Source organism: Chryseobacterium sp. 3008163 (assembly GCF_003669035.1).
GTDB lineage: Bacteria > Bacteroidota > Bacteroidia > Flavobacteriales > Weeksellaceae > Chryseobacterium.
On record NZ_CP033070.1, the window covers coordinates 2,972,864 to 2,987,101 of the forward strand.

14 protein-coding genes and 1 pseudogene are annotated in these 14,238 nt (G+C 33.9%); 13 read left to right on the forward strand and 2 right to left on the reverse strand.

Annotated features, from left to right (window positions below; all coding sequences use genetic code 11):
- The first annotated feature begins 6 nt into the window (after window positions 1–6).
- Genes EAG08_RS13555 through EAG08_RS13570 form a run of 5 tightly spaced genes read left to right on the forward strand, consistent with a single transcriptional unit; the run spans window position 7 to window position 3,160 of the window.
- Window positions 7–654 (forward strand): O-methyltransferase, encoded by a 648-nt coding sequence (locus EAG08_RS13555; RefSeq protein WP_129535904.1) that lies wholly within the window; start codon window positions 7–9, stop codon window positions 652–654.
- 59 nt (window positions 655–713) lie between these two features.
- A complete protein-coding gene (locus EAG08_RS13560) occupies window positions 714–1,430 on the forward strand; it encodes a C40 family peptidase (protein ID WP_129535905.1) in 717 nt (238 codons plus the stop codon).
- Window positions 1,431–1,448: 18 nt separating this feature from the next.
- The gene (locus tag EAG08_RS13565) at window positions 1,449–1,784 is read left to right on the forward strand and encodes a DUF1648 domain-containing protein (RefSeq protein WP_129535906.1); all 336 of its coding nucleotides are present in this window, start codon (window positions 1,449–1,451) and stop codon (window positions 1,782–1,784) included.
- Complete coding sequence (locus EAG08_RS21395) at window positions 1,769–1,915, forward strand: hypothetical protein (protein WP_164998575.1); 147 nt, start codon at window positions 1,769–1,771, stop codon at window positions 1,913–1,915. The genes EAG08_RS13565 and EAG08_RS21395 overlap by 16 nt, the downstream gene beginning before the upstream one ends.
- Before the next feature lie 6 nt (window positions 1,916–1,921).
- Entirely contained in the window at window positions 1,922–3,160 is a 1,239-nt protein-coding gene (locus EAG08_RS13570) for a 3-deoxy-D-manno-octulosonic acid transferase (protein WP_129535907.1), read from the forward strand.
- Here the strand turns inward: EAG08_RS13570 and EAG08_RS13575 are convergent.
- Window positions 3,152–3,778 (reverse strand): deoxyuridine 5'-triphosphate nucleotidohydrolase, encoded by a 627-nt coding sequence (locus EAG08_RS13575; protein ID WP_129535908.1) that lies wholly within the window; start codon window positions 3,776–3,778, stop codon window positions 3,152–3,154. The genes EAG08_RS13570 and EAG08_RS13575 overlap by 9 nt on opposite strands.
- Entirely contained in the window at window positions 3,778–4,530 is a 753-nt protein-coding gene (locus tag EAG08_RS13580) for a glycosyltransferase family 2 protein (RefSeq protein WP_129535909.1), read from the reverse strand. The genes EAG08_RS13575 and EAG08_RS13580 overlap by 1 nt, the downstream gene beginning before the upstream one ends.
- 145 nt (window positions 4,531–4,675) lie before the next feature.
- On the opposite strand from EAG08_RS13580, the gene EAG08_RS13585 reads away from it, so the two are divergent.
- The 8 genes and pseudogenes from EAG08_RS13585 to EAG08_RS13620 all read left to right on the forward strand — a co-directional run bounded on the left by EAG08_RS13585 (window position 4,676) and on the right by EAG08_RS13620 (window position 14,226).
- The gene (locus EAG08_RS13585; RefSeq protein ID WP_129535910.1) at window positions 4,676–5,149 is read left to right on the forward strand and encodes a lipocalin family protein; all 474 of its coding nucleotides are present in this window, start codon (window positions 4,676–4,678) and stop codon (window positions 5,147–5,149) included.
- Window positions 5,150–5,328: 179 nt separating this feature from the next.
- Window positions 5,329–8,140, forward strand: a pseudogene (gene leuS / locus EAG08_RS22960) (leucine--tRNA ligase).
- A gap of 239 nt (window positions 8,141–8,379) precedes the next feature.
- The gene (locus EAG08_RS13595) at window positions 8,380–9,243 is read left to right on the forward strand and encodes a MotA/TolQ/ExbB proton channel family protein (protein ID WP_129535911.1); all 864 of its coding nucleotides are present in this window, start codon (window positions 8,380–8,382) and stop codon (window positions 9,241–9,243) included.
- Window positions 9,244–9,303: 60 nt separating this feature from the next.
- Window positions 9,304–9,912 carry an ExbD/TolR family protein gene (locus EAG08_RS13600; protein WP_129535912.1) on the forward strand — a complete coding sequence of 203 codons (609 nt, stop codon included), beginning with the start codon at window positions 9,304–9,306 and terminating at the stop codon, window positions 9,910–9,912.
- 12 nt (window positions 9,913–9,924) lie between these two features.
- Window positions 9,925–10,470 (forward strand): ExbD/TolR family protein, encoded by a 546-nt coding sequence (locus EAG08_RS13605; RefSeq protein WP_129535913.1) that lies wholly within the window; start codon window positions 9,925–9,927, stop codon window positions 10,468–10,470.
- 37 nt (window positions 10,471–10,507) lie between these two features.
- On the forward strand, window positions 10,508–11,350 hold the full coding sequence (locus EAG08_RS13610) for an energy transducer TonB (RefSeq protein WP_129535914.1): 843 nt from the start codon (window positions 10,508–10,510) through the stop codon (window positions 11,348–11,350).
- Window positions 11,351–11,609: 259 nt separating this feature from the next.
- Window positions 11,610–12,482: a PstS family phosphate ABC transporter substrate-binding protein gene (locus EAG08_RS13615; RefSeq protein WP_129535915.1), complete on the forward strand. Its 873-nt coding sequence runs from the start codon at window positions 11,610–11,612 to the stop codon at window positions 12,480–12,482.
- A 91-nt stretch (window positions 12,483–12,573) separates the two neighbouring features.
- The gene (locus tag EAG08_RS13620; RefSeq protein WP_129535916.1) at window positions 12,574–14,226 is read left to right on the forward strand and encodes a tetratricopeptide repeat protein; all 1,653 of its coding nucleotides are present in this window, start codon (window positions 12,574–12,576) and stop codon (window positions 14,224–14,226) included.
- Window positions 14,227–14,238 lie beyond the last annotated feature (12 nt).

Consider the following 14,238-nt stretch of genomic DNA (forward strand, 5'->3'; position numbering starts at 1 on the left):
ATCAATATGAGCTTTTTTGAAGAAGAAAATGCTGAGATGGACAGATATCTGGAGAATCATGCTTCTGCAGAACCTGAAATTCTGAGAAAACTGAGAAGAGAAACTTTTCAGAAGACAACTCAGCCTCACATGATTTCAGGATATCAGCAGGGAAGATTGTTAACCATTATTTCAAAAATTTTACAACCGAAAAATATATTAGAAATAGGAACTTTTACGGGATATGCTGCACTTTGCATGGCAGAAGGTTTGTCAAAAGAAGGAAAGCTAACGACTTTAGATGTGAATGAGGATTTAGCTTATTTACCAAAAAAATACTTTGCTGAAAGCAAATTTTCTAGTCAGATTCATTTTAAACTTCAGGATGCGAAAGAGTTTTTAAAGGAAACCGATGAGATTTTTGATCTGGTTTTCATTGATGCTGACAAAGAAAATTACGCAGAATATTTCAGATTAATTAAACCAAAAACAAAATCAGGCTCTGTCGTGATGTTTGACAATGTGCTTTGGTACGGAAAAGTATTAGAGGAAAACCCGAAACAGAAATCAACACAAGTCATCAAAGAACTCAATGATTTGGCGGCGAAAGATGAAGATTTTGAAAATCTTATTTTACCTTTGCGTGACGGAGTAAATCTGCTTCGCAGGAAATAATTCAGGCAAAGGTTAGGCTAATAATAATCAGCCTAAAACTTAACCTAAAACTTAAATAAATGGATAAAGGAATTTGTGTGGTAACAGTGGCGCCGGTGCGTGCAGAAAATTCTGACAGAGCAGAAATTGTTACTGAAATATTGTTTGGCGAAAGTGCGGATATCTTGGAAGTGAATAAAAACTGGACCAAAATAAAAATGCACTACGACGGCTATGAAGGCTGGATGGATACCAAACAAATCAAACATGTAACCGACGAATATTTAGCAAACAGAAAAGTAACTTTAATTACTGAAGATTTTGCATCTATCATGACAAATGACGGCCGCACTTTGCTTTCAATGGGTTCTGAAGTAGAATATCCTGCCGTTGCGTCTAGTAGGAGTCATGACTTGCGTGAAAGTATCGCTCTGACAGCAAAAGAATTCCTGAATGTTCCGTATTTATGGGGCGGAAAAAGTTTCTTTGCAGTAGATTGTTCGGGTTTTGTACAGTTGGTATATAAGATTCATAACGTGAAAATGCCCAGAGATACTTATCAGCAGGCAGAAGTTGGTGACGTTTTAAGTTTTGTGGAAGAAAGCCAGCCCGGCGACTTAGCATATTTCGAAAATTCTGAAGGCAAAATTATTCACGTTGGAATTATGCTTGAAAATCAGAAAATTATTCACGCATCAGGAAAAGTGAGAATCGACACGTTGGATTCTACCGGAATTTTCAATAAAGAAATGAATAAGCATACGCATAAACTGAGAGTGATTAAAAGTGTTTTGTAATCTTAAACATAGCCTAGAATGGAAGATGCATTATTTATAGTATTTGATTTACTCAATCTCGGATTGGTTATTTTCTTGTGGTGGTTTACAATAAAAAATTACAAAGCATTACCTCAAAGAATTCCTACACATTTCGATGTTGAAGGAAAACCAGATAATTTCGGAAATAAAAAGTATGCATTCTTTACTCCGATTCTAAGCATTATTTTTTACATAGGCATTTTCTTTTTGATACGTTCCCCGGAATCTGCTAATTTTCCTTTTGAGATTAATGATGAAAACAGAGATGTGCAGTTCTTTATCATGAACTTTTTTATAAGATGGCTTTTTCTTTTAATTTGTTTAATTTTTTAAACAATCAGGATTTTACATTCAGATATGCTTTTGATGAAGATGCAAAAGCAAAAGTTCCTTTTTCAACGATGTTGCTTTCTATTATTGGTAGTTTAATTGCAGTTTTTATCATTACGGCTCAGTTTAAATAATTAAATATGGCTTTCCTTTACAATCTTTTTATCCAACTTCTCATTTTCGGAATGAAAGTTTTCTCATTGTTTAATGATAAAACTAAAAAGGGCATTGAAGGAAGAAAACAATCTTTGAATATCATTAAATCAGCATTCTCAGCCCATGACAAAGTGATCTGGATGCATGCTGCTAGCTTAGGCGAATATGAGCAAGGTTTACCCGTTTTAGAAAAGCTTAAGGACGAATTTCCTAATCATAAAATTTTGATAACTTTCTTTTCTCCATCAGGATTAGAGAATGTTGTTAAAAAGAAAAATATAGCTGATGCAATCTGTTATTTACCTTTTGATACAGAGCGAAATGTAAAAGAATTTCTTGCTCAGATGAATGTTGAACTATTTTTTACGGTGAAATATGACTACTGGTATAATCTTCTTCAGGAACTGAAAAATAGGAATGTAAAAACATTTGTGATTTCCGCTTTGTTTTATGAAAGTCAATCATTCTTCACCTCGTATGGAAAGTGGTTTGTAAAGCAATTGAAAAAGAATGTCGATTGGTTTTTTCACCAGACAAAACAGTCTTATCTTTTGGCTAAAAGTATCGGTTTGCAGAACGCTTCAGTGACTGGCGATACACGATTTGACAGAGTAAAGCATTTGAAAAATCGTGATAATCATGTTGATTTTATCAAAGAATTTATTGATGATAAAAAAGCAATCGTTTTCGGAAGTTCTTGGCAGGCGGAAGAGAAACTGGCGAAAATGATTTCAGAAAAAAATCAAGATGTAAAATTAATCATCGCTCCACACGATTTAAAAAGAGTAGAAAATTTAAAAGAAATATTCCCAAACGCTATTCTTTATAGCAACTTAAAAAACGCTCAAACTCTACAGCCATCAGACTCTCCAACTTTAATCATCGACAGTATCGGGTTGCTTTCAAAACTTTACTCATATGCAGATATTGCAGTTGTTGGCGGTGGTTTTCATGATTCCGGATTGCATAATATTCTTGAAGCTGCTACGTTCGGTATTCCTGTGGTTTTTGGGAACTATTACAAGAAAAATCCTGAAGCGGATGATTTAATTAAAGCTGAAGGCGGAAAATGTTTTGAACATGAAAATGAAGCTGCAGAATTTGCTCTGTATCTTTTAAATAATGAAGAAGAGCTAGAAACGATGTCTGCAAACGCCGGAAAATTTGTTGCAGAACAACCTAATTCTTCAGAATTAATTCTAAAGAAGATTCTATCACTTTAAAAATCCCTGGCTTTTAATGTCTTTGACTAATAAATCTAAATGATCGGGAATTTTTTCAATGTTCAGCCAATTAAAATCAAAGCTATTATTGATGCAGAGTTTTTCGAAATATCTGTTCTCATGAATTTTTGATTCTATACTTTCTAAAATTTCATTCAATTCCATCCAGTAATCCTCATCCAATTTTTTAATCGAAATGATGGCTTTCAAAAGTTTATTGATCAGATAAATATACAGCTTGTAAATGTTATCAAACCTTTGATTATTGAGCTTGTCGTTATTTTCTAAAATTTGATTAACCAAAAATAACTGCAGAGCAATATCTCCGAATTTATCAGTTGTTACTTTCACATGCTCCGTAATTTCTGCACTTATTTTTCTGATGAGAACCAAAAAATACTTAGGATTTCCAATGTATTTTGATGCAAGAAGAATTCTTTCCTCGATTTGCTCTTCCATCTGACTTCTTTTTTGGTCGGTCGTTTCCGTGTCTATCAGTTCAAAATAAAGTTTCTTAGACAATAATTTATCTTTTTTTAGCAAACGGAAAATAAGTCGGTCTTTTTCAATTGCCGAAAAGTTGCTTAGTGCCGCTTTAAATTCTTTTGAATATTCCATTAATTAAATATTTTAGAGTATTTCAAAAATCCATTAATTGCCCAATTGGCGGTGTAATATAAAGATTTTACAGTAGAAAAATTCATAAAATCTTTGTAGACTAAATACTGATCTTTCACAATGTTTTGCTTTTTTCTGGAAACGCTTGTTGCATGCATTCTGTACTTTGCCATAGTCTTTGGAAGCGGTTTTCCGATGGGGATTTTCTTTAATAAATTCAGCCACATCACATGGTCTTCACGTTTACTTCCTTCTGGAAAATATTCCACACCAACTCTTTTAGAATCGTACATTGATGAAAGTAAAGACAGGCGGCAAGTCTTGAGTAAATTTTCAAAAGTCACTTCTTTATCCGCTTTAAAATCCTCAATTTTCGGAACTAAATTTTCATCACATCGTGCATAATTAGAGTAGGCGATTTCTGCATTTTCTTTCTTCATAAATCCAATCATTTCTTCCAGAAAATTTGGTTCCCAAAAATCATCTGCATCCAGAAAAGTAATAAATCTTCCCTTTGCATTTTTTAAAGAAATATTTCTCGCATGTCCTGCTCCTCCATTTTTTTCTGCAATCGTCAGTTTTATTCTCGGATCATTCAGTCTTTGAATCATTTCCACAGAATTATCAGAAGATTTGTCATCTGTAATCAGCCACTCCCAATCTTTAAAAGTCTGATTTTGTACAGATGCGATGGTTTCTTCCAAAAATTTCGAAGAATTATAGCAAGGCGTGATGATGGAAACTTCAGGCATTCAGTATTTTTTGCAAATATAAGGCTTTGGAAATGGTCTTTAAAAGCGGTATTTTTAAGAAAATGTAAATTATGATTCCAAAATTCAAAAAAATGATTGATTTTTAATAAAAAATCATAATTTTATGCCTTGAAAAATTTGATCTATGAAGAAATTAGCATTATTATTTGCAGGTTTGTCATTAATGGTAGCTACTACCGCATGTAACGATGATGACGAGACTGTACAAGAGTTTCCCATTGTAGGAACTTGGAAGCCGGTAGCAGAAGTAAGAACTGAAGTTGATCTTGACGGTGTCGGGGTTTCTGATGAAATTACATACACTACTTGTCAGCAAGAATCTAGATGGGTATTTAATGAAAATAATTCAGGGAAAAGAACAAATAAAGATTTGGCAGGGTCTTCACTAACGTGCTCAACGATTTCTGAACGTAACTTCAGTTATACGTATAACAAAACTGAAAAGAATTTTGAAATCAAATATCAAGGAACGGTAGTTTCTGAAAAAGGGAAAATTGTTGATTTAACTGCAGAAACAATGAATCTTAAAATTGAGGATAATATAGATCCTACAGTTTACAAAGCAACAACGTATACTTTCAAAAGAGTAGCTCCTTAGTATTTAAATTAATAATAATCTATATAAATCTCATCTCCGGATGAGATTTTTTGTTTAGGGCAACGTTCAATTAGTTTAAAATTAAATAACCAATTCTTTTAAAATCATTAAATTTGTGAATCTTGATTTAAATAAAATCTAAAATTTCATAAAAGTCTAACAACAAATATCATTATAACGTGTTTTACGATCATCAGCAGATAGAAAAAAAGTGGCAGAAATACTGGGAAGACAATCAAACTTACAAAACTTCCGATAAAACAGATAAACCTAAATTTTATGTACTCGATATGTTTCCGTATCCATCGGGAGCAGGGCTACATGTAGGTCATCCGCTGGGATATATTGCGTCAGATATTTATGCGAGATATAAAAGACATCAGGGTTTTAATGTTTTGCATCCTGTAGGTTATGATAGTTTCGGTTTGCCTGCAGAACAATATGCTATTCAAACTGGGCAGCATCCTGCGGTGACTACAGAACAGAATATCACACGATACGAAGAGCAGTTAAGAAAAATAGGTTTTTCATTTGACTGGAGCAGGGAAGTGAGAACTTCTGACGCTTCTTATTATAAATGGACACAATGGATTTTTATTCAATTGTTTCATTCTTGGTATAATAAAGATACAGACAAGGCAGAATCTATCGATACTTTAATCAGACATTTTGAAGAAAAAGGAACTGAAGGTCTTAACGCCAATCAAAACGACGAATTAAATTTCACTTCAGAAGAATGGAAAAACGCTTCTGAAATTGATAAAGAAGATATTTTATTAAATTATCGTCTGTCTTTCCGAGCTGAAACTACTGTAAACTGGTGTCCGGCATTAGGAACTGTTTTAGCTAACGACGAAATTAAAGACGGGAAATCTGAAAGAGGAGGTTTCCCTGTTTTTCAAAAGAAAATGATGCAGTGGAGCATGAGAATTTCTGCGTATTCTGAAAGATTATTGCAAGGATTAAAAACTCTGGACTGGCCACAACCCTTGAAAGATTCCCAGGAATATTGGATTGGGAAATCTCAAGGAGCTCAAGTAAAATTTGAGGTAGAAAATCACGAAGAAATCATCGAAGTTTTCACTACAAGACCTGATACTATTTTTGGAGCGACCTTTATGGTGTTGGCTCCTGAAAATCCTTTGGTTGAAAATATCACGACTGCAGAACAAAAAGCTGAGGTAGACACTTATATAGAAGACACTTCTAAAAAGACTGAGCGTGATAGAATGGCTGACGTGAAAAACGTGAGCGGTGCTTTCACCGGAACTTATGTAATCAATCCGTTTAGCGGAAAAAAGATGCCGATCTATATTTCAGATTATGTTTTGATGGGCTATGGAACGGGAGCTGTAATGGCTGTTCCTGCGCACGATGAGCGTGATCACAGATTTGCAAAGAAATTTAATTTAGAAATTATAAAAGTTGTAGAAACCGAAGAAGACATTCAGGAAAAATCTTTTGATTCTAAAGATTCTGTTTGTGTGAATTCTGATTTCTTAAACGGTTTAAATTATAATGATGCAAAATCAAAATAATTGCTGAAATAGAAAACAAGGGAATCGGTCACGGAACGACGAACTACAGACAGCGTGATGCTATTTTCTCAAGACAGCGATATTGGGGTGAGCCGGTCCCTATATATTATAAGGAAGGAATGCCTTACACATTGCCAAATTCTGCATTGCCTTTGGAACTTCCTGAAGTTGAAAAGTATTTGCCGACAGAAGACGGAGATCCACCATTAGGAAACGCAAAATCTTTTGCCTGGGATGAAGCTAATCAAAAAGTCGTCGCAACAGATTTAATTGATGATCAAACGGTATTTCTATTAGAATTATCTACAATGCCGGGTTGGGCGGGAAGCTCATGGTATTTCCTTAGATACATGGATCCGAATAATGATGAGGTTTTTGCTAAAAAAGAACTTTCTGATTATTGGGGACAAGTAGATTTATATATTGGAGGTAGCGAGCATGCAACTGGACATTTATTATATTCTCGTTTCTGGAATATGTTCTTAAAAGACAGAGGGTATATTAATCAGGATGAGCCTTTCCAAAAGTTGATCAATCAAGGGATGATTTTGGGGATGAGTGCTTTTGCTTATAGAGTGGAGGGTACTAATCAGTATGTTTCTAAAAATTTGGCAAAAGATTATCAGACTCAGGCTATTCACGTTGATGTATCTTTATTAAAAGGAACTTCTGACGAATTGGATACTGAAGCGTTCAAATCTTGGAGGCCAGATTATGCAGACGCAGAATTTATTTTAGAAGATGGAAAATACATCACAGGTCGTGAAGTAGAAAAAATGTCTAAGTCAAAATACAATGTTGTAAATCCTGATGACATCTGTGAAGAATACGGAGCAGACGGTTTAAGATTGTATGAAATGTTCTTAGGTCCATTAGAGCAATCCAAGCCTTGGAACACACAAGGTCTTAGTGGAGTTTACGGTTTCCTGAAAAAATTCTGGAATTTGTATTTCAACGAAGATGTTTTTGAAATTTCTGAAGATGAACCTACAAAAGCTGAATATAAAATTTTGCATACTTTAATAAAGAAGGTGGTTTATGATATTGAAAATTTTTCTTTCAATACGTCAGTTTCTTCATTTATGATTGCTGTCAACGAGTTACAGAAATTAAAATGCAACAAACGCAATATATTAGAACCTTTAGCCGTTATAATTTCCCCTTACGCCCCACATATCTGTGAAGAGGTATGGAATTTGCTTGGTCATAACGATTCGATAGAGTTTGAAACATTCCCTATTCTGAATGAGGAATACTTAGTTGAAGACGAGATTAATTATCCAATAAGCGTAAATGGTAAGATGAAATTTAAAATTTCTCTTTCGGCTCAGCTTTCTGCAACAGATGTTGAGGTTTTAGTGCTTCAAAATGACAAATTGAAAGAGATTTTAGAGGGGAAAACTCCTAAAAAATCATTGTAGTGCATAAAAAGATAGTAAATATTGTAATTTAAAATAAATTTAACATTGGTAATTTCAAAAAATTAAAGCATTAAATTTTTTGATTTTTTAATGTAATTACAAAAAGTGATAAAAATCATTAATAATTTTGGATATAATTACAATATCGGAATCGTATTAATTTTTCGTTATCAAAAAAAGACAAAATGTTTATTTAAGACTATTGCATTTTAAGTAATTTTGCCTTTATTTTACAACTTTAAAATTTTTAAACAATATAATTTAGTTAAATATGGAAATGAATGTTTCAAAAAATGATGAGCAAGTAGTTGCTAGAAAGGCAGGAGGTTTAAATCCAGCTGTAATTATTCCTATCCTATTGGTGTTGGGGATTTGTATTTGGTTATTCGTATTGGGTAGCCCAGGTAATTTTAAAGCTGATCCTAGATTAGGAGGAGGTTCAGTAGCTTTTTCTGATGTTGAAGGTAAAGATCTTCATCCAGAAGGGTTCATGGGAATGATTTACATGGGAGGTGTTATTGTACCATTGCTTGTTACATTCATGATTACTGTAATCGTTTTCTCATTTGAAAGATATTTTGTTTTAAACAAAGCTTCAGGTGCAGGAAATGTAGACAACTTCGTTGTAAAAGTTAGAAGTTTGCTAAACCAGAACAAAGTTGACGAAGCTCTAGAAGAGTGCGACAGACAACAAGGTTCTGTAGGAAATGTAGTAAAAGAAGGTTTGACGACTTACAAAGCGTTGGCTCACGATACTACTTTAAACAAAGAACAAAAAATGATTGCTCTAAACAAAGCTATCGAAGAGGCTACTACTCTTGAGATGCCAATGTTAGAGAAAAACATGATGATTCTTTCTACTTTAGGTACAGTTGCAACATTGGTAGCACTATTAGGTACTGTAATTGGTATGATTAGAGCGTTCTTCGCTTTAGGAGCTAGTGGTGGTACACCTGATGCTGCTGCATTATCAATTGGTATTTCTGAAGCATTGATCAACACTGCATTAGGTATTGGTACTTCAGCTGTAGCGATTATCCTTTATAACTTCTTTACTTCTAAAATTGACGGATTGACTTACAAGATCGACGAGATTGCAATGAGCATCCAGCAGTCTTTTGCAGAATTTCACTAAGAATTAAGTGAATCTGTGTTTTACACAAAAAGAAGTTTATAATTTAATTAGATAATAATAATGGCGAGAATAAAACCAAAAAGACATGGGGTAGTTACGGATATGACCGCAATGTGCGATGTTACGTTCTTACTACTTACGTTCTTTATTATGACCACTCAGTTCAAAAAGCCTGATGTGGAGCAAATCAAACCGCCATCTTCAATCTCAGAAAAATTACTTCCTGATGCTAGTTTAATGACTATTAACGCTACACCAGACGGAAAATTCTATTTCCAGCCGGTAGAGAACGCAACAGAAAGATTAGAGCTTTTGGATAAAATGGGGAAAAAGTACGGTGTTACTTTTGACAACAACCAGAAAGCTGCATTTCAGAGAGTTCAGACAATTGGGGTTCCTATGAACCAACTTAGAAGCTATCTTTCATTGTCTGAGGATGAGCAGAAGAATTTTAAAAGTCCAAAAGGGATTCCTATGGACAGTACAAATAAACAATTAGTAGACTGGGTAGAGCAAAGTTTAAGCGTTAATCCTGAATACAAATTAGCGATTAAGGGTGACGTTACTACAGAATATCCAAAAGTTAAAAGTTTATTTGAGGGTTTAAGAGATATTGATTTTCTTAAATTTTGGTTGATTACGTCACAAGAAGGTAAACCTAACGAATAATAAGGAATAGAAATGGCAGAAGTACAGGTACAAGAGAAAGGCGGCAAAGGCGGCAAGGTACGTTCCAAGAAAAATAACCCTAGGGTCGATATGACTCCGATGGTGGATTTGAATTTCTTACTATTGATGTTCTTTATGTTTACATCAACGTTTAGTAAACCAAATGTGATGGATTTAGGTCTTCCTGGTAAACCAAAACCAAACGATCCAATTCCTCCACAGACAGAAATTAAACTTTCTAATTCAATCTCTTTATTATTAGGGAAAGACAACAGAATTTTTTGGCATCAGCAAGATAATACATCTTTAACTGACCAAAATTTAACTGAAACATCTTTTGATAGAGAAGGTATCAGAAAGATTATAGAGCAAGCAAAAGCAGGAGCAGCAGATAAAGAAAAATTCACAGTAATTATCAAGCCAACTGACGATGCAGTATATAAGAACTTTGTAGACATTCTTGACGAAATGGCTATTACTAAAAGCGAAAGATACGGTGTTACCGATTTGAAGCCTTGGGAAAAAGCTATTTATGATAAAAGAGTTGGCAACAAATAATTACTACAAAGTAATTAACCATTAAATTTATATTACAATGGCAGATGAAAATGCTTACAGTCAAAATCTTACATTAGACGAGATTGTATTTGAAAATAGAAATAAAAATTATGGAGCTTATGATATCAGATCGCAGTATCCTAGATTACTGACAAAATCTTTTATCATTGGAACATCTATATTTTTATTGATTGCTTTATCTCCTCTTATTTATTTAACCATCAAAAACCTCGCTGCTGAAGAGCAAGTAGAAGTGAAGGCAGATTTGGTTGATATTATTCAGGAAGATAAAATTATAGAGCAGCCTAAAGAAGAAGAACCACCTCCACCACCTCCACCAAAAGAGGAGGAGAAGATTGAAATTATTCAGAATGTGGTTCCAGAACCAGTGAAAGCTCCAAAAATTGAAACTCCACCACCGCCAATTTCTAAGCAATTAGAAACAACTACGGGTGTTACAGCTCAAGAAGGTGTGAAAGCTCCGGCTTATACGCCACCACCGCCGCCACCATCTACAGGTACTAAAGCTTCAACAGCTGAAGTTAAACCTCAGGTAAGTGATACGCAAGTATACAGCGAGGTAGAGCAAACTGCAGAATTCCCTGGAGGTATCAATGCATTTAGAAATAAAGTATCTGGTAACTTCGACGGTTCAGCAATGAATGGTGATGAAGGTACTGTAAAAGCTGAAGTAACTTTCGTAGTAGAAAGAGACGGAACAATTACAGATGTAAAAGCTAACGGTAAAAATGCAGATTTTAATTCTGAAGCTGTTAGAACAATTAAGTCAATTAAAAATAAATGGACTCCTGCAAAAATCAATGGTCAATCTGTTCGTTACAGATTCAGATTACCTTTAACAATGAATTTTGAAGGATAGTATTTATCTTTAAATATTATTAAAAAAGAGAAGCTTATGCTTCTCTTTTTATTTTTTTAATACTTTTGTTATATGGTTTTCAAATATTTATCCTTAGTAACAGGATTTTGTTATATAGTCTTAGGACTCATCATTATTTTTTATAAAGCATCTTTTGCGAGTTTTGATCCTACAATGATTTTGGTGTTTGGTATAGCAATAATTTTATACGGAATGTTCAGAATTTGGAGGGGATTTTTAAATTTAAAAAATACAGCAGATGAAGAATAGTATTAAAATTATACTTCTTTTTTTGTTAGCAACAATTGTAAGCTGCTCAAAGAAAGGCGAAAAGTCTCTGTCATATAACAATGGTGAGATGACTATTCTTACTGACGAATCATTCAAAAGTGTTACAGAAGCACTAGCTGAAGGATATATGATCAGTTATCCTGAAAGCAAAATAAAAGTTGTTACAAAGAAAGAAGACCTTGGGTTTTTAGATCTTTTAAATAATAAAGTAAAGATTGCTGTAATGTCTAAGGATTTGTCTCCTGAAGAAAAGAAAGCTTACGAAAAACAAGTAGATTTAAAATTTATTCCGGCAAAATTCGCTGCTGATGCAGTGGTGTTTGTTGTTCCTAAAAATTCTGAAAAAACAAGCATTACAATGGAAGAAATCGTTCAAGGGATGCAATCAGAAGAAAAGAATTTTATATTTGACGGAGCTAATTCAAGTAACTTAAATTTTGTAGCACAAAAACTAAAAAAACTTCCTAAAGATTTAAAGTATTCAATCATTCCGGGAAGTGCAAATGTGATTGAGGAATTGAATAAATATCCAAATAAAATTGGTGTTGTGGGTCTTAATACAATCAGCAGACCTTATGATAAAAATGCGGAAAAATTAAGAGAACTCATAAAAGTTTTACCAATTGTTAGTAATGGAAAAACATATTCTGCAGATTTTGAAGGAATGCGTGAGATGAAATATCCTTTTACAAGGGTTTTGTATTTCTTAACAAATGAAGGTAATTTTAACATTGCCAATGGTTTTATAAGATATTCTTGTACTCATTTGGGACAGAAAATCGTTCAAAAAGAGGGCTTACAGCCCTATAATATTTATCCACGAGAAGTTCAGATGCGTTAAATAATATTAAATTCATCTGAATACCAATTTAATTCATTTATTTTGGTCTGAAAATTGTGTGTAAATTATAATTCAATTTAGAAAATATATAATGAAAGATATAATGATTATGAATGTAAAGAAAGTTGCTTTTGGGGCGGCGGTTGTATTTTTTAGCAATTTTGCCATTGCACAAACGTTACAAGATGGTATTAACAGCATCGATAGTGATAAATTTGCTCAGGCAAAAACAAATTTCACGCAGATGATTGCCAAAGAACCAAAAGCTGAAAACTATTTCTATTTAGGAAATACATTTTTGAGACAATCTGAGCCGGATTTTGCTCAGGCTACTGAAAGTTTTAATAAAGGCCTTGCTGCAGACAGTAAAAGCTATTTAAATAAATTAGGTTTAGCTACGGTTAAACTTGGTAAAGGAGATAAAAGTGCTATTGCTGAAATTCAGAAAATAGTAACTGACTCAAGAGAGAAAGATGCTGAAGTTCTTTTCAGAGCTGCAGAAGCTTTAACGTTATTTGAAAAAAACAACTCACCTGATTTAGCAATTCAATTCTTGAATAAAGCAATTGAAAGAGCTGCCAAAAAAGAAGTTCCTGCTAACTATTATTACACCTTAGGTGATGCTTACAGATTGAAGAGAATTCCTGGTGATGCAATGTCAGCTTATGACAAAGCGCTACCTTTAGCTAAAAACAAGGCTTCTGTTTATACAAGAATTGGAACACTTTGGATGGCTGCTCAACAGTGGCAACAAGCTAAAACAAGTATTGAGAAGGCAATTTCTACTGACGCAACTTATGCTCCGGCTTACAAAGCTCTAGCTGCATACAATATCAAATATCAGGAAAATGCAAAAGCAACTCAGGATTTGATTAACTATACAAAATATGCTGATGAAGATCCTTACACTCAGTTGGAGATTGCAAAATTGTATTTCACCAATGAAGATTATGCAAATTCAAAATTGATATTAGATAAGATTTTTGATAAAATTACAGATCCTATCAAATTCAAATTGAGAGCTTATGTAAACTATGCAGACGGACAATACGCAGAAGCAAAACAAAATATGGATACTTTCGTGTCTCAAGCGGAAAAATCTAGAGTTCAGCCTGCTGATCAAGGATTACAAGGTTTAATTGCTGCAGGTTTGGCTAAAACTGAAACTGATGCGGCTAAAAAAGCAGCATTAACAGCAGAATCTCAGCAAAAAATTGCGATTGCAAAAGCAGCTAAAGACGAAACAATGAAGTGGGATATGGAGTTGGCAAAAATCAGTGGTGGAGGTACAGCATCTCAGGCTTCTGTAGACGCTGGTCCTACAAATCCACAGATTGAAGCATTGAAAAAACAAGTTGCAGCAAACGCTCAAGATTCTGACGCATTGTACAAATTAGCAACAGCTTACCAGGATGTTAAAAACTGGAATGGTGCGATTGCAACTTGGCAGAAAATGAGTGCGATTTTACCAGATTGGGCTCCTGCTTACTACAGTTTAGGTTATGCTTATCAGCAAGCAACAAATAATGATGCAGCAAAAATTGCTTACGAAAAATATATTGCGACAGTAAAACCTGCAGAGGTAGAAGCTAACAAGCAGACTTTAGCGTATGCGTACTTTGCCGTTGCTTACTTATCTAAAGATTCTGATGCAGCAAAAGCAAAAGATTATGTTGCTAAGTCTTTACAGTTAGATCCAAGTTATCAGGATGCTGTGAAATTAAATACAGAAATCAATAAATAATTTAAATTTTAA